At 63.5% G+C, this 14,848-nt stretch carries 16 protein-coding genes; 13 read left to right on the forward strand and 3 right to left on the reverse strand.

The window, feature by feature from the left end:
- Positions 1-564: 564 nt before the first annotated feature.
- Both IV500_RS15950 and IV500_RS15955 read left to right on the forward strand, forming a co-directional pair.
- Positions 565-1,251, forward strand: coding sequence for a hypothetical protein (locus IV500_RS15950; protein ID WP_196397806.1), 687 nt, complete (start codon positions 565-567; stop codon positions 1,249-1,251).
- Positions 1,252-1,509: 258 nt separating this feature from the next.
- Positions 1,510-3,831: an FdhF/YdeP family oxidoreductase gene (locus IV500_RS15955; RefSeq protein ID WP_196397807.1), complete on the forward strand. Its 2,322-nt coding sequence runs from the start codon at positions 1,510-1,512 to the stop codon at positions 3,829-3,831.
- A 30-nt stretch (positions 3,832-3,861) separates the two neighbouring features.
- Here the strand turns inward: IV500_RS15955 and IV500_RS15960 are convergent, their stop codons facing one another.
- Complete coding sequence (locus IV500_RS15960; RefSeq protein ID WP_196397808.1) at positions 3,862-4,179, reverse strand: DUF6457 domain-containing protein; 318 nt, start codon at positions 4,177-4,179, stop codon at positions 3,862-3,864.
- 367 nt (positions 4,180-4,546) lie between these two features.
- Between IV500_RS15960 and IV500_RS15965 the strand changes: the two genes are divergently transcribed.
- From IV500_RS15965 to IV500_RS15985, 5 genes are all read left to right on the forward strand, one after another.
- Entirely contained in the window at positions 4,547-5,584 is a 1,038-nt protein-coding gene (locus IV500_RS15965; protein WP_196397809.1) for an ABC transporter substrate-binding protein, read from the forward strand.
- Between the two features lie 146 nt (positions 5,585-5,730).
- Positions 5,731-6,741 (forward strand): FecCD family ABC transporter permease, encoded by a 1,011-nt coding sequence (locus IV500_RS15970; RefSeq protein WP_312875957.1) that lies wholly within the window; start codon positions 5,731-5,733, stop codon positions 6,739-6,741.
- A 14-nt stretch (positions 6,742-6,755) separates the two neighbouring features.
- A complete protein-coding gene (locus IV500_RS15975) occupies positions 6,756-7,811 on the forward strand; it encodes a FecCD family ABC transporter permease (protein WP_196397851.1) in 1,056 nt (351 codons plus the stop codon).
- 143 nt (positions 7,812-7,954) lie between these two features.
- Positions 7,955-8,803: an ABC transporter ATP-binding protein gene (locus tag IV500_RS15980; protein ID WP_376770219.1), complete on the forward strand. Its 849-nt coding sequence runs from the start codon at positions 7,955-7,957 to the stop codon at positions 8,801-8,803.
- The gene (locus IV500_RS15985; RefSeq protein ID WP_196397811.1) at positions 8,803-9,849 is read left to right on the forward strand and encodes a siderophore-interacting protein; all 1,047 of its coding nucleotides are present in this window, start codon (positions 8,803-8,805) and stop codon (positions 9,847-9,849) included. The genes IV500_RS15980 and IV500_RS15985 overlap by 1 nt, the downstream gene beginning before the upstream one ends.
- A 52-nt stretch (positions 9,850-9,901) precedes the next feature.
- On the opposite strand, the gene IV500_RS15990 is transcribed toward IV500_RS15985, so the two are convergent.
- The gene (locus tag IV500_RS15990; RefSeq protein ID WP_196397812.1) at positions 9,902-11,488 is read right to left on the reverse strand and encodes an MFS transporter; all 1,587 of its coding nucleotides are present in this window, start codon (positions 11,486-11,488) and stop codon (positions 9,902-9,904) included.
- Here IV500_RS15990 and IV500_RS22500 point away from each other — a divergent pair.
- On the forward strand, positions 11,474-11,677 hold the full coding sequence (locus tag IV500_RS22500) for a hypothetical protein (protein ID WP_512699639.1): 204 nt from the start codon (positions 11,474-11,476) through the stop codon (positions 11,675-11,677). The genes IV500_RS15990 and IV500_RS22500 overlap by 15 nt on opposite strands.
- A gap of 67 nt (positions 11,678-11,744) precedes the next feature.
- Here IV500_RS22500 and IV500_RS15995 read toward each other — a convergent pair whose 3' ends face one another.
- Positions 11,745-11,981, reverse strand: a complete 237-nt coding sequence (locus IV500_RS15995) for a hypothetical protein (RefSeq protein WP_196397813.1) — start codon at positions 11,979-11,981, stop codon at positions 11,745-11,747.
- 142 nt (positions 11,982-12,123) lie between these two features.
- Between IV500_RS15995 and IV500_RS16000 the strand changes: the two genes are divergently transcribed.
- The 5 genes from IV500_RS16000 (at position 12,124) to IV500_RS16020 (ending at position 14,622) form a co-directional block, all read left to right on the forward strand.
- The gene (locus tag IV500_RS16000) at positions 12,124-13,041 is read left to right on the forward strand and encodes an SGNH/GDSL hydrolase family protein (RefSeq protein WP_312875959.1); all 918 of its coding nucleotides are present in this window, start codon (positions 12,124-12,126) and stop codon (positions 13,039-13,041) included.
- 218 nt (positions 13,042-13,259) lie between these two features.
- A complete protein-coding gene (gene rpmB, locus IV500_RS16005) occupies positions 13,260-13,496 on the forward strand; it encodes a 50S ribosomal protein L28 (RefSeq protein WP_196397815.1) in 237 nt (78 codons plus the stop codon).
- Positions 13,496-13,663: a 50S ribosomal protein L33 gene (gene rpmG, locus IV500_RS16010; protein WP_196397816.1), complete on the forward strand. Its 168-nt coding sequence runs from the start codon at positions 13,496-13,498 to the stop codon at positions 13,661-13,663. The genes rpmB and rpmG overlap by 1 nt, the downstream gene beginning before the upstream one ends.
- 5 nt (positions 13,664-13,668) lie before the next feature.
- Positions 13,669-13,974 carry a 30S ribosomal protein S14 gene (gene rpsN / locus IV500_RS16015; RefSeq protein WP_196397817.1) on the forward strand — a complete coding sequence of 102 codons (306 nt, stop codon included), beginning with the start codon at positions 13,669-13,671 and terminating at the stop codon, positions 13,972-13,974.
- Between the two features lie 360 nt (positions 13,975-14,334).
- Positions 14,335-14,622, forward strand: coding sequence for an HU family DNA-binding protein (locus IV500_RS16020; protein WP_196397818.1), 288 nt, complete (start codon positions 14,335-14,337; stop codon positions 14,620-14,622).
- The last annotated feature ends 226 nt before the right edge of the window (positions 14,623-14,848 follow it).

The following is a 14,848-nucleotide window of genomic DNA, read 5'->3' on the forward strand; positions in this document are numbered from 1 at the left end:
CGTTCGGTCGGTCCGGCGTTTTTTGCCGCGTTGGCGGGAGTTGGCGACGAGCTTGGGTTCACAATGAAACCTCAACGCACTGCACGGTAATTTATGGTGCGGACAGCACGCCGAGGCCGAAAACGGGGTTCCTAAGACAACCCGCCGGAACAACGCGACGTGAGCACTGAATCGATACTATTCGCGGTCGCCTCATTGTGGTGACGGCGAAGCAGCAGGTCTTCGCGGCAAAATGGTCCACAGCATCATCCTGCCCCTGCAGAGGTCGCTATCCGTTGAATACCGTCGGCGTTTCACTTCAACAGCTTCCGGTCTGGATACGGTCGGTACGTGGTCACGCATTTTGCGGAATCATGCGTCCGTGGCTCCGCGTCGTCCCGCAAGAGGTCCTTCCGTATAGACATCAAAAAACCGTTCCATAAGGCTGTCGGGGCATCGGGAACAAACGAGCTGGCATAAAGGCTGCTCATCGGTAGTGTTTCACAGGGGAACGATGAGCGGGACATTTGGGGCCTGAAATACAATCCCGTTTACAGGCACCCCCGTTTGGACCATAGTCGAGGTATGGAAATGGGTGGAATTCTTCCCAAAGACGCACCTGATCCCCGTGCCGAACGGGCCGGGAGCCTGAAACTCATGCCCATTCCGGTGATGGGGCTCATGCCCCAACCAGCGTTGGAGGACTGGGATGCCGTCGGTCTGAGCTGCAGCGGGGGTGATGGTGGGTATAGCGAAATAACGGCGAGCATCACCTATACGCTTTGGAGAAACCCGGATGACCGCGCAGACCCGGTCAACCTCGCGGACCTGGACGAGACGACACGCAGGTCGATCGAGGAAGTTCCGCCATGGCCGCGGCCTTCCTGGCTGATCGAGTACGTGGAGCGACTGCGCTACCCGCAGCTGTGGGAGGCCGTGCGAACCACCTGGCATCGCGTTCTGTCCGAGCGTTCCTCGGTTCGGACCCTGCTGGCTGACCATGTCAATCACATCCTCATGAACCAGTACAGGGAGGAGCTCTGGCCGGGCGGCAATCCGTGGGACCAGCACCCACCCGCAGTAACCGGCCGGATGGTCAACGGCCAGGCCAGGACCGTCATCAACGGAATCAACGTGCCCGGCGCGGAGGTTGATACGGACACGTTCGTCTACGGCATCGGAGCCCAACTGCCAGGCGGTGGTGTCGTGACAGCCGTGCTTCCACGCACTGAGCTCAAGCACATCGAGGTCCAGTTCACAACCCGGAGCTAACGGCCACACCTCAGCGTCCATAAGCCGAACGCCCACAGGTCACCTCGATTGACAGAACCAAACCTTGGTAGGACGAACTGTCTTTCCCTTACTGGCAGACTGGACCGATGATCTCAAGGTGTTGGCTACGGCGGACGGCGAAAATTGCCCGATTGCTTGCGGCCTCCGCAAATAACTGTTAGGCCTTAGATAGGTGCGCGGAGCCGCCGCTCGTCCCGATGTCGGGACACGCCGTCGTACATGAAGGGAAGTGTCCCCATGGCCCGTAAGAATCCCCAGGTTGAGGCCGAGGCCGAGGTCGAGATCGAAGACGAAGACGAAAGCCGGATCGAGGTCGGTAAGCCGAAAACGTGGGCCGCAGGTATCCCGGGCGTCCTTCACTCGATGGGGCCCGCGCTAAAGGACATGGGGGTGAACAGGACCCGGAAAACTCTGTTGGCGATGAACCAACGGGACGGATTTGACTGCATGAGCTGTGCGTGGCCGGATCCCGATCACCGCAAGACCTTTGAATTCTGCGAGAACGGGGCCAAGGCGGTCACCTGGGAGGCCACCCCCATCACCGTAGACTCCCATTTTTGGGCGCAGAACCCGGTGAGCGAGCTGCGCACTAAATCCGAGTACTGGCTGGGGCAGCAGGGCCGCCTGACCGAGCCGGTCTACAAGCCCGCCGGCAAGGACTACTACGAGCCGGTCAGCTGGGCCGAGGCCTTCAGGATCATCGCCAGGAAGCTCAATAGCCTGGACTCCCCGGACGAGGCCTCGTTTTACACCAGCGGCCGCACCTCAAACGAGGCGGCTTTCAGCTATCAGCTGTTCGTGCGCGCTTTCGGCACCAACAATTTACCGGACTGCTCCAATATGTGCCACGAATCCACCGGCTGGGCAATGGGGCAGACGCTGGGCATCGGCAAAAGCACCATCGTCTACGACGATTTCGGCAAGGCCGACCTGATCATTATCATGGGCCAGAACCCCGGGACCAACCACCCGCGCATGCTCACCGCGCTCGAGGAAGCCAAGAACAACGGCGCGCAGATTGTCGCTGTCAACCCGCTTCCCGAGGCGGGTCTGCGGCGTTACAAGAATCCGCAGGAGGTCAAGGGGATCATTGGGTCCGGCACCGAGATCGCGGACCAGTTCCTGCAGATCCGCCTGGGCGGGGATATGGCGCTGCTGCAGGCGATCTGCAAACGGGTCCTGGATGCGGAGGACGCGAACCCCGGCACGGTGCTGGACCACGAGTTCATCCAGGAGCACTGCCAAGGGCTGGAGGAACTGAAGGCGCATCTGGCCCGGTTGGACGAGGGCGCGGTGCTGACGGCAACGGGTCTGCGCCTGGAGGAGATCGACGAGCTGGCCGACCGGTATCTGCGGGCGGAGCGGGTCATCATTACCTGGGCAATGGGCCTCACTCAGCAGAAGAAGGGTGTGGCGGCCATCAAGGAGGTCATTAACCTGCTCCTGCTCCGGGGCAACATCGGCAAGCCCGGGGCCGGTGCGTCTCCGATTCGTGGGCACAGCAATGTGCAGGGCGACCGGACGATGGGCATCTGGGAGCAGATGCCGCCGGTTTTCCTGGACGCACTGGAGAAGGAGTTCGGTTTCAATCCGCCCCGGGAGCACGGCGCGGACGCGGTGCAGACCATCCAGAAGATGCGCGACGGCGCCATGAAGGTTTTCGTGGCACTGGGCGGCAACCTGGTGGCGGCCATTTCAGACACCACGGCGGCCGAGGCGGCGATGGAAAACCTGGATATGAGCGTGCAGATCTCCACCAAGCTCAACCGGTCCCACACGGTGGTGGGCAAGGAGGCACTGATCCTGCCGACGATGGGCCGGACCGAAATCGACCGGCAGGCCTCCGGAGAGCAGTTCGTGTCCGTGGAGGACACCGTCTGTGCGGTGCACCCGTCCTGGGGAAAGGTGGAACCGGTGGCGCCCAACCTGCTCTCCGAAGTCGCGATCGTATCCCGGCTGGCCCAAGCGACGCTGGACGGGAAGGTGGCGGTGGACTGGGCAGGATTTGAGCGGGACTATGACCTGGTCCGCGAGCACATTTCGCACGTCGTGGCAGGTTGTGAAGACTACAACCAACGCATTCGCCAGGACGGCGGGTTCGTGCTCGCGAATGGGCCCCGGGACTCCCGGACCTTCCACACCCCCACCGGAAAAGCCGTGTTCACGGTCAATGACCTGGAGCACGTCCAGTGTCCGCCGGGTCGGCTGATCCTGCAGACCATGAGGTCCCATGACCAGTTCAACACCACCATCTACGGTCATAACGACCGCTACCGGGGAATCAAAAAAGGCCGTCAGGTCGTGTTCGTGAACCCGGAGGATCTTACCGAATTGGGTCTGGCGGATGGCCAGTACGTCGACGTACACGGCGAGCATCACGATAATCAGGAGCGGGTGCTGCGTAACTACCGGCTGGTTTCCTACCCCACGGCCAGGGGGTGCGCTGCGGCCTACTACCCGGAGGCGAATGTGCTGGTGCCGCTGGATAGCGTGGCCGACGGAAGCAACACTCCGGTGTCCAAACACGTGATCGTGCGGCTGGAACCCACAGGCGGGTAAACGCGGTGCGCGTCGCTGCCGGTCGGCGCTCTATTGCGCCGTGCCGGCCCATCCTTGCGTGTCGGGACCGCCGGTTTTTCCGTTCCCGCACAGCTGCAGTGCCGTGTCGACGGCGGACCTGACCGCCGCCTGCGAGCCGACGTGACCGCTGCTGACGGCAAGAGCTGCGGCGTAGCCGACGAGGAAGGTGCTGATCGGCGCCGCTGAGGGACCCGCGGACCGGGTGGATTCGTCCGCCAATTTGAGAATCAACTTCTGGTCCACCTGCAGGTCCAAAATTTGGAGAGCCTGGGAGAGGCGCTGGCCCCATTGAGTTACGTCCCGCTCTTCCTCGTCGTGGTCAGTCATGGCTGCTCCTTCGTACGGTCGTGTACCTGCACTGGTTTCAATGACATTTGAGTCGGTGACGCTCTTGTGAATGACGCTGCTGTCAATGACGTTGTTGTGAACGATCTTCCCAGGCCGCTTCGCAGCCAAGGCCCCGCTCTCAAGGAATAGCATCCGGGGCGGCATTGCACAACGCCTCGCTTTCGAATGTGACGAGCGGGCGGTGAGGTGCCCGGGCAGCGCGAAGGGACGTCGTCGACTGTCTTGAATTAGGTCAGAAATTTGTTTCTTAATCCAAAATGTTTCCGCTACGGTTAGTTAGGCAAGGGTTACCTAATCGAGGAGAATTGTGGAAATATCACGCCGACAGAGTCTCAGACTGGGACTTATGGCTTCCGTTGCGGCTGCAGGACTTGCAATGAGCGGGTGCTCTACTGGAGCGGCCGGAGCAGGAACTGCCGGGACGGAAACTGCCGGCGGCTCGGCAGCAGCGGAACAATTTCCCGTTTCGATCAAGCACGTCTTCGGCGAATCAACGATCACTTCCGCACCGCAGCGGGTGGCCACGGTCTCTTGGGTCAATGCAGACGTCGCCATCGCGTTGGGCACCGTTCCGGTCGGCATGCCCAAGGACGACTGGGGAGGTAACGCACAGGGTTCGACCCCCTGGAAGGATGCAGCGCTGGAAAGGGCAGGAGCCGCCATCGGTTCGGCCAAGGCTCCGGTGCAGTATTCGGAAACCGACGGCATAAACTTCACCGGGATTGCTAAGACCAGCCCGGACATCATTCTGGCAACGTATTCCGGCCTGAGCCGGGAGGATTACGACAAGCTGAGCCTGATCGCACCGGTCGTTGCCTACCCCGAGGCGGCCTACGGAACGTCATGGCAGGAATCCACTGCGATGATCGGCAAGGCATTGGGCAAGTCGTCCCGAGCCAGTGAGCTGATCGCCGCGACAGAAAAAACCGTGACGCAGGAGGCTGCAAAGTACCCGCAGCTGGCGGGAAAAACGTTCATTTACGGCAACCTTGAGCCAGCCAAGAGCGACGGCGTGAATATTTATACCGATGCTGATAACCGGCCCAAGTTCCTGACCAGCATTGGAATGAAGGAAGCACCGGTGGTGCTGGAAAATCAGAACAAGGCAGCAGGATTTTTCATAACCTGGTCGGCGGAACGGGCCAACGAGCTGCTCTCCGACGTTTTTGTCAGCTGGGTTCCGGACGCGAAAACGCAGGCGTCAATTGTGGCCGACCCGCTGCTGGGCCAAATACCGGCCGTTAAGCAGGGCGCGTTTGTCGCGGACACGGACAATTCCCTCACGCTGGCGATTTCAGCGTCGTCCCCATTGAGCCTGCCGTGGGCACTGGAGAAATTCCTGCCGCAGCTGGGCGCGGCAGCCAGTAAGGCCCAGCACCAGTAATGGGCGTGCATGCGGCTCCATTGACGCGGCCCGCTGGCGGACTACGCAGTACGACGGCGGCAAGTCCGGCCTCGGCGGCAAGTCCGGCGCCCACTGTGGCGTGGTCTTCATTGGGGGCGGGATCGGGGCCGGCAGCGCCTCCTTTAGTGCTCAGCAGACGGCGTCAGGCCATTGCACCGCTCGCCGCGCTGACGGTGATTGCCGTGCTCGCCGCCGTCGTTCTCGGTTCCTTGGCAATCGGTGCCCGGCCGGTGTCACTGCCGGTAGTACTGGACGCCGTATTCCATCCGGATGCAGCTAACGGCGACCATGCGGTAGTGCTGGCCAGGGTTACCCGGACGGTTGCCGGACTGCTGGTGGGCGCGGCGCTGGGACTGGCCGGCACCGCCATGCAGGGCGTGACGCGGAATCCGCTCGCGGACCCGGGCATTCTCGGAGTCAATGCCGGCGCGGCGCTGGCGGTGGTGGCGGCGATTTTCTTCCTCGGGGCCGACAGCGTCTCCAGCTATCTTTGGTTAGCCTTCGGCGGGGCCGCTCTTGCCGCCGTCGTGGTCTACTCGGTTGCCAGTGTGGGCCGCGTGGGTGCCACGCCGGTCAAGCTGGTGCTGGCCGGTGCCGCCGTGAGCGCCGGACTCGGTTCGCTGTTGAGCGCCATGCTGGTGAACAGCAGGGACTCGATGGAGCTGTTTCGTAATTGGCAGGTCGGCGCGCTGGCGGGAAAATCGTGGGATTCAATTCTGGCAGTGCTGCCCTTCATCGCTGTCGGAGCTGTGCTGCTGCTGGGCACCGGCAGGTTGCTCAACAACCTCTCGCTTGGCGAGGATGTTGCGCGTTCGCTGGGTCAGCGCCCGGGAACCGGGCGGGCCGTTGCGGCGCTGGGGATTGTGCTGCTGTGTGGAAGCGCCACAGCCTTAGCCGGCCCGATCGGATTCATCGGCTTGGTGGTCCCGCACCTGCTTCGCGCCGTGGTGGGACCGGACTATCGGTGGCTGCTTCCAATGTCGCTGGTGCCGGCACCGGCGGTCCTGCTGCTGGCTGACGTGCTGGGACGGGTTCTGCTGCCGCCCGGGGAGATTCCGGCGGGAATTCTGGCAGCGCTGATGGGAGCGCCGGTCTTTGTCTGGCTGGTTCGTCGCGGGCGGAAGGCTGCACTGTGAATCCGGCAACGCGAATGGTTGCGCGCGCGGGGCCCGCCGGGCGGGTCCAGCCCAACGGCGCCTGGGTGAGGCACATCCGGCTCAGACCCCTGCGTCGCCGGATCGTCATCCTGGCCCTGTTGTGTGTGCTGGTCGCGGGCCTGTTCAGCGCGAGTGTGCTGCTTGGCAGCTACACCGTGAGCGTTGCTGACTTCTTTCGGATGCTTGGCGGGATGCGCATTCCGGGCGCCAGTTTCATCGTGATGGAAAACAAACTGCCGCGGGCAGTGGTGGGATTGATGGTCGGGATGGCGTTCGGCATTTCCGGTGCCGTTTTTCAGTCGATGCTGCGCAACCCGCTCGCCAGTCCTGACATCATCGGCATCAGCTACGGGGCCAGCGCAGCGGCCGTTTTTGCAATCGTTTTTTTCGGTGCGGCAGGAGTATCTGTCTCAGTCGCCGCCGTCGTCGGTGCCCTGGGCGTCGCGTTGCTCATCACCGCCCTCTCTCGACGGCACGGCGGTCCCGGGCTGATTCTGATCGGAATCGGTGCCGCGGCGTTCATGCAGGCGGCCGTCACCTTCTTGTTGCAGCGAACGGACATCCGTGTTGCCCAGGATGCGCTGATCTGGCTGACCGGCTCGCTGAATTCCAGCAACTGGAACCGTGCGGGCCTGCTGGCTGCCGCTCTGGCCGTTCTGCTGCCTCTGGCCGCCTTGCTGACGCGCAGCCTGCACGGTCTGCAGCTGGGAGACGATACGGCTGCGGGGCTCGGATTCCGGGTGCCGCGTGCCCGTCTTTGGCTCACTATCATGGGCGCGCTGCTGGCTGCACTGGCGACGGCGGCGGCTGGCCCGGTGGCCTTCGTCGCTTTCCTTTCCGGTCCGATCGCCAAGCGGCTCTGCGGCCAAAGCACGTCGCTGGCCGCAGCCGGCCTGGTCGGCGCCGCGACGGTGTTGGCTGCGGACTTCCTGGCCGTCAACCTGATACCCGGAAGCGCCCTACCGGTCGGAGTCGTGACGGGTGCCTTGGGTGCGCCGTTCCTGCTCTGGCTGCTCATTAGTACTAACCGTTCCAGCACCGGAGGCTGACCATGACGGACCCAACCGGGAGGCACAGACCGGGAGGCACAGACCGGGAGGCACAGACCGGGAGGCACAGGCGGGAACAGCGCGGACCGGGACAGCACAGACCCGGACGGCACAGGCAAGGACCGGAAAGGAGAGCACAGGATATGAGCCCGATGATCAATCTGCCGGCGGAGCTGGGAGCCGAAGAACTGAACCTTGGCTACGCGGATCGCACCATCGTGAAGGGACTCTGCGTGGAACTGCCGGCGGGTAAGGTGACCATGATTGTTGGCGCTAACGCGTGCGGGAAGTCGACGTTGCTGCGCGGACTGGCCCGACTGCTCAAGCCCGGCTCCGGACACGTCACCCTTGACGGCAAAGACATTCACCGGTTGCCCTCGCGCCAGGTGGCCCGGCGACTGGGCATTTTGCCGCAGACGCCCACGGCACCGGAAGGTATTACAGTGGCCGAACTGGTAGGACGCGGGCGAAGCCCGCATCAGGGCTGGTTCCGGCAGTGGACCGCGGCCGACGACGACGCAGTGGCTACCGCGCTGATGGTGACGGGCTCGCAGGATCTGGCGGAGCGGACCGTCGACGAGCTCTCCGGCGGGCAGCGGCAACGGGTTTGGATAGCAATGGCCCTGGCGCAGCAGACGGATATTTTGCTCCTCGACGAACCCACTACGTATTTGGATCTCGCACATCAGGTGGAAGTGCTGGAACTCCTGACCGAATTGAACCGGAGCCGCGGCACCACCATTGCCATTGTGCTGCACGATCTGAACCTGGCCGCCCGGTACGGAGAGCATTTAATTGCCATGAAAAACGGGCGAATCGTAGCTGCCGGGGTTCCGGGCGAGGTAGTGACGGCGGGAATGGTCCGCGACGTGTTCGGGATGGAATCGGTCATTATTCACGACCCGGTAGCCGGTACGCCAATGGTGGTTCCCGTCGGTGGGCGGGGACGGGCGCAGCTGCCGGAGACCGTCCAGGCAGCAGAGGTGGCGTAATGGCGGGTACCAGTTCAGGCACGGCACTTGCCCCGGCACTTGCCGCGGCACTTGCCCCGGCACTGGCGCCGACTATTCGCCCAATCCGCGCCTTTGCCGTCTCCGTCTTACGGGTAAGGCAGTTGTCGGAGCATTTCCGCCGGATCACCTTCACCGGGGCGGACCTGGAGCGTTTCGGTCCCGCAGCCGGAGCGCCCACCCTCGATTTGCGGATCAAGGTGATGATTCCGTCGCCGGGCCATCCGCTGCCGGACTTCGGGGAGCTCACGGGCACCGGCCTTGAAGCAGGCTGGTACCAAAACTGGCTGGCCATGGAACCGGCCTCGCGGGGCAGTATGCGCACCTATACTGTCAGGGAATACCGGCAAGGGGAAAGGATTCTCCCGCCCGGCGGTGCGGGGGCGGCAGAGCTGGACATTGATTTTGTCCTGCACGGCGCCACCGAGACGGCCGGCACCGGCGGCCCGGCGGCAACCTGGGCCGCCGCTGCCGCGCCAGGGGATCAGCTCACCGTCATTGGGCCCGATTCCCGCGCCGCGGGCTGCGCGGGCATCGAGTTCCACCCCGGCGGGATCCCGCTGGGCCACAACCGGCACATATTACTTGCCGGGGACGAGACCGCAGTCCCGGCCATCAGCGCCGTGCTTGAGTCGCTTCCTGCGGGAGTGACCGGCGATGCGATCTTGGAGGTCCCCGCCGCTGCGGACATGCTCCAGCTGCGCACGCGATCCCGTATTGACGTGCGATGGTTGGTGCGGGGCAGCCACACGCATGGCGAGCTTTTGCAGCGGGCCGTCCGCGCCGCCGTCGTGCCCGCTGCCTGCCAGAGTGGAAGTGAGCCCGAAGCCGTGGATGTAGACGCCGCGATCCTGTGGGAAACGCCGCAGGCACCGGTGGGCACGGGGAACGGCTTTTACGCCTGGATCGCGGGTGAAGCCGCGATGGTGCGCGAGTTGCGGCGCTATTTGGTCCGCGATGCGGGTGTGGAGCGAAACCGGGTGGCGTTCATGGGGTATTGGCGGCTGGGCAAGGCCGAGCGCGCCTGAGTTGCTGCAAACGCGCTGCTTGAGATCGGGCGTTGAACTGCGGTTGCAGACCTCATCCGGTGCGCCGGGCGACCAGCCCCGCGACGAGGGTGAGCAGCGCGGCGACGCCGAAGGCCACGGCGAAACCCGCCTCAGGATTGATCAGCAGGGCGGCAAAGACGGCGCCCACCACGCCCAGCACGGCGGCGGTGGTGAGCGTCTCGTTCAACTGCAGGGCCGAAGCGTTGCTGCCCTGTTCCGCGGGAGGCGACTGCTCCAGCACCAGCACGGACTGCGTTGGATAGGCCATCCCCATCCCCATCCCGGCGAACGCCCAGCCAAGCCACGCGACCCACACCGGCGTGGCCGGCAGTACCACCAGGGCGCAAACGAAGACGCCCAGCAGAATTCCCAGTGCCCCGAGCAGCAGCCTGCGATGTGGTGGCACGACGCCGCGGCCGGCGAACCAGGAGCCGGTGAACCAGGTAATCCCGCCCACGGTCAGCGATAGGCCGGCAAGCCAGGCCGGCAGCCCGCGCTGCTGGATCATCAGCAGCGGCAGATACACATCACCGAGGGTGAAGGCGGTGCCGATCAGCGCGCGCATCAGGATCAGCGACGGCATGCCCCGCCGCGACCGCCAGGTTCCGCGCGGCAGCAGTTTGGGCACGGCGACGATCAGGACGACGACGGCGGCACCGAGTTCGGCGGCCCACCAGGGTTGCGTACGCTGGGCCGCGTTCCCCAGCACCAGCACCGCGAGAGCCGCGGCAACAGCCCAGCCGGGTCGACGCCACACAGGAGCAAGCCGCATCCGGTGCATCTGCAGTCGGTAAAACCGGCTCCGCGGTGCCGCTGCGCTGCTGGGATCAGTGTTTGTCCGGGTTCGGCTTGCCCGGACCTGAACGGCCAGGTTCATGCCGCGGGTGCCCGAACGGACCAGCACCACAGCGAAGACGGCCAGGACAGGAACGGAAACGAACACCCAGCGCCAGCCGAACTGGTCCGTGACGGCGCCGCTGACCGCGGGCCCCACAATTGATGGCAGCACCCAGGCTGCCGCAAGCGCGGCGAACATCTTTGCGCGCAGGGCGGCCGGAAACACGCGGGCAATCACCACGTACAGGGCCACGCCCTCCAACCCTGCCCCCAGACCCTGAATGGCCCGCCCTGCCACCAGGACTTCCATGGTCGGCGCAGCCGCAGCCACCAGCAGGCCCAGGCAATCCACGGCGATGCCCGCCATTAAAGGCCCGCCAGGACCCGAGCGGTCAATCCACGGTGCGGCGAAGGCCATCGCAACCACCGAAGTCGCCATCGTCACGGCGAATGCCAAGCCATAGAGCGGAAGACCATCGAGTTCCTGCGCCGCCCGCGGCATCGCTGTGGTGATGGCAGAGACGGAATACGCGACCAAAAACGCAAGGCTGAACAAGCCCACCGTCGCCTTGCGGTACGTGGCTCCCCAGATGGATACCGGAGCGGCGGACTTTTTTTCCGCCGGGCCCGGTTCCGCCGGGGTCAGTTCCGCCGGCCCCGGTTCCGCCGGGGTCAGTTCCGCCGGCCCCGGTTCCGCCGGGGTCAGTTCCGCCGGCCCCGGTTCCGCCGGGGTCAGTTCCGCCGGCCCCGGTTGCGCCGTGCCCGGTTGAGCCGTGCCCATTTTCGTCAAGCCCATTTTCGTCGGCCCCGGTTTCGCCGGGCCCGGTGGCGCACCGCCCTCTTGCTTTGGCCGGCCCCTGCGGATCAACACGGGGTCGTTGTCGAGGATTTAGGATTCACCCCTCTATCATCGTCCGTTGCCGGGGACTCCGTCGGGTTTTTGTTGGCGGCGTCGGGCACAGCGGCATGAACCAGATTAGGGCCCTCCTGGTCAGCCGGATCACGCCCCGGTGCAGTGCTCCTGAGGACCGCAGTTTTTAGGCGTTAGTCGCGGCCGCGCTTTCGTCGCTTTCGGTGTTCTCCCGCTCGACGAACTCCTCGTCGATTTCATAGTGCCGAAACTCCGTCTCCGGGTCCGGCGCGCCGTCCACAATATATTCGCGGTCGAGCTGGCGCTGTACCTGGCTGTCGAGGATCTGCAGTTTCGTATCCGCGATCTTGTCGAGGTTCTCGGGAAACTTGTCGTCGGGGGTAAGACGCAAATTGCTGGCCATGATGTGCTCTCTCGCTGAGGATTTCCGCCGGATGCAGGCTATAGCCCAAACGGCAACTTTGGACCGATCATAGTGTAACGGGAGGTCGTTGCGCACAATGATCGTAGGATTAATCTGTCCAGTTCCCGGCGCGGAGGTAAGTGTGGAAGTTCCGACCAAAATCCCGGCAGCGATCCCGACAGCGTTTTCGGCAAAATATGTCGCCCTCGGGGATTCCTTCACCGAGGGCATGGGTGATGACGATCCGAAGCTGCCGCACGGCTGCCGTGGCTGGGCGGACCGCGTCGCCGAACAGCTGGCCCGGGCTGACACAAACCCCAACCCCAACGCCAATGCCAACGCCAATGCTGACGCCAGCCAGGGCGCCGGCCTGGGCTACGCGAACCTGGCCATCCGCGGCAAAAAGCTGCGCCAGGTCCTTAGCGAGCAGATCGATGCCGCAGTAGCGCTGCAGCCCACTCTCGTCAGTATGTATGCCGGAGCCAATGACATTCTCCGTCCCAAGGTGAATATTGATGCACTCATCGAGGACTACAGCCGTGGGATTGCGAAGCTAAGTGCCACCGGTGCCACGGTGCTGCTGTTCACCGGGTTTGATTCCAAGGCCTCGGGCGTCTTCGGAAAGACCCGCGGCCGGACGGCGATTTACAACGAACTGGTCAGGGAAGTTGCCGATGAGCATAACGCACTGATCGTGGATTACTGGCGCTTCGACGAATACGACGATCCAAGGATGTGGAGCATCGACCGGATGCATATGTCCACTCCCGGACATATCAATATGGCACGCCGCGTGCTGGCCCTGCTGGATCAGGAATCCGGGCTGGATGTGCCGGATCTGGAGCCTCTCCCGGTGTTGGGCCGGCTAAAAGTCGCGGCGGCGAACGCCCAGTGGGCGCGGGAGTACGTTGGTCCCTGGATCGGCCGGCGGTTGCGCGGAGTCTCGTCCGGGGACTCCCTTGATCCGCGGTGGCCGCGGCTGCATTCCCCGGGGCCGGCCGCTGTCGAGGAAGGCGCCCGGGGTGCCATAGGCCTCGCGGATTCCCCGGATTGGTCATAATCCACGCCAACTCATAGAATGGATAGGCGTCAGGTGGCGCGGAGCGTGCGCAATTGCTCCGGTTGTTCGGGAACTTAGTTCCGGAAGGGCCGGTAGTTAGGGGCTCAAGTTGCGCGGTATCGCCAATACCTTGGTAGCTCAGGCTGCTGTCCGGTACGTCCCTGAACGCAATTCATGGCAGGTAAAACTGCCGACCATTCATTTTTTGGAGGATCGTCATGGCAGCTCACTGCCAAGTGACTGGAGCCGAGCCGGGCTTTGGGCACAGCATTTCGCACTCGCACCGACGCAACAAGCGTCGGTTCGACCCGAACATTCAGAAGAAGCGCTACTGGGTTCCTTCCCTGCGCCGCAACGTCACACTGACCCTTTCGGTCCGTGGCATCAAGACCATCGACGTGCGCGGTATTGACGCCGTTGTCGCGCAGATCCAGGCACGCGGGGTGAAGCTCTAATGGCAAAAGACAGGGACGTACGTCCGATCATCAAGCTCAAGAGCACCGCGGGTACCGGTTTCACTTACGTCACCCGCAAGAACCGTCGTAATGACCCCGACCGTTTGGTTCTGAAGAAGTACGATCCGAAGATCCGCCAGCACGTCGAATTCCGAGAGGAGCGCTAAAACACATGGCTAAGAAGTCAATGATTGCAAAGAACGAACAGCGTAAAGTCATCGTTGAGCGTTACGCCGCCAAGCGCCTCGAGTTGAAGAAGACTTTGGTCGACGCTAACGCCACCGATGAAGCCCGCGAGGCCGCACGTCTGGGCCTGCAGAAGCTTCCCCGCAACGCTTCCCCGGTGCGTCTGCGTAACCGCGACGCGATCGACGGACGCCCCCGTGGAACGCTGCAGAAGTTCGGCATCTCCCGTGTCCGCTTCCGTGACATGGCACACCGTGGCGAGCTGCCGGGCATCACCAAGTCCAGCTGGTAAGCAGCCGAGGCAGCGAAAAGGCTGTTTCTGAGCTGACTCGCTCCATGGCATAAAAGAAGGACGGCGGCCCCAGTGGCCCCGTCCTTCTTCTATGTCCTGAAACTCAGTAGCAGCAGCTGCATCCATTCCGACATTTGAGTGCATGTGCTGCTACTTGGATAGGGAACGACGATGGGTATGGACCCGGCTCAAGATTGGCTGAGAGCGAAAAAAGCGGGATGTCGGTGGGAAAATTTGTGAAAACCCCGAAAAACCGCGAGAAGTAGCCGATTTATAGAGGTGGAACTGGTATGTTCGCTAACAGTGGTTGGCACGCAACCGGCGTGCACGCTGAATCCATACCAGTCCAGGAGGACATACATGGCTAAGAATCGTAGTGAATTGGTTGCAGAGGTCGCGGCTAAGGCTGACACCAGCCAGACGGCAGTAAACGCAGTGCTGGATGCCCTGTTCTCGGTTTTTGAGAGCTCCGTTTCCGCCGGCGAAAAAATCACCATCCCGGGTTGGTTGGCCGTTGAGCGCACCGACCGCGCCGCCCGTACGGGCCGCAACCCGCAGACCGGCGAGGCCATCCAGATCGCCGCCGGCCACAGCGTCAAGCTGACCGCAGGTTCCAAGCTCAAGGCCGCGGTCTCCACGAAGAAGTAGTCTCCCAAGGACCTGCACGCTGCAGGACCTAAGCCTGAGGGCGGCCGCCGGGAGGTGGCCGCCCTCAGCGTCTTAAACAGGAGTGCCCGATGGGCGTCCAACGAAGTTCCTGAGAGCGTTCGCGAGGGGTCCCGACCGTGCTAACGGGGAAGTTTCCGGCGGACTCCCGGCGGACTCCCGGCGGTGCGCGGCGGTGCCCGGCGGTGCACGGCGGCAAAGTTCCTGG

The organism is Arthrobacter terrae (assembly GCF_015708085.1).
In the GTDB taxonomy this organism is placed as follows: Bacteria; Actinomycetota; Actinomycetes; order Actinomycetales; family Micrococcaceae; genus Arthrobacter_M; species Arthrobacter_M terrae.

Bases quoted from the DNA above. Each gene is read 5' to 3' on its own strand.
- IV500_RS15950 (WP_196397806.1), top strand. From the start codon at position 565: ATGGAAATGGGTGGAATTCTTCCCAAAGACGCACCTGATCCCCGTGCC.
- IV500_RS15955 (WP_196397807.1), top strand. From the start codon at position 1,510: ATGGCCCGTAAGAATCCCCAGGTTGAGGCCGAGGCCGAGGTCGAGATC.
- IV500_RS15960 (WP_196397808.1), bottom strand. From the start codon at position 4,179: ATGACTGACCACGACGAGGAAGAGCGGGACGTAACTCAATGGGGCCAG.
- IV500_RS15965 (WP_196397809.1), top strand. From the start codon at position 4,547: ATGGCTTCCGTTGCGGCTGCAGGACTTGCAATGAGCGGGTGCTCTACT.
- IV500_RS15975 (WP_196397851.1), top strand. From the start codon at position 6,756: ATGGTTGCGCGCGCGGGGCCCGCCGGGCGGGTCCAGCCCAACGGCGCC.
- IV500_RS15980 (WP_376770219.1), top strand. From the start codon at position 7,955: ATGAGCCCGATGATCAATCTGCCGGCGGAGCTGGGAGCCGAAGAACTG.
- IV500_RS15985 (WP_196397811.1), top strand. From the start codon at position 8,803: ATGGCGGGTACCAGTTCAGGCACGGCACTTGCCCCGGCACTTGCCGCG.
- IV500_RS15990 (WP_196397812.1), bottom strand. From the start codon at position 11,488: ATGGGCACGGCTCAACCGGGCACGGCGCAACCGGGGCCGGCGGAACTG.
- IV500_RS15995 (WP_196397813.1), bottom strand. From the start codon at position 11,981: ATGGCCAGCAATTTGCGTCTTACCCCCGACGACAAGTTTCCCGAGAAC.
- rpmB (WP_196397815.1), top strand. From the start codon at position 13,260: ATGGCAGCTCACTGCCAAGTGACTGGAGCCGAGCCGGGCTTTGGGCAC.
- rpmG (WP_196397816.1), top strand. From the start codon at position 13,496: ATGGCAAAAGACAGGGACGTACGTCCGATCATCAAGCTCAAGAGCACC.
- rpsN (WP_196397817.1), top strand. From the start codon at position 13,669: ATGGCTAAGAAGTCAATGATTGCAAAGAACGAACAGCGTAAAGTCATC.
- IV500_RS16020 (WP_196397818.1), top strand. From the start codon at position 14,335: ATGGCTAAGAATCGTAGTGAATTGGTTGCAGAGGTCGCGGCTAAGGCT.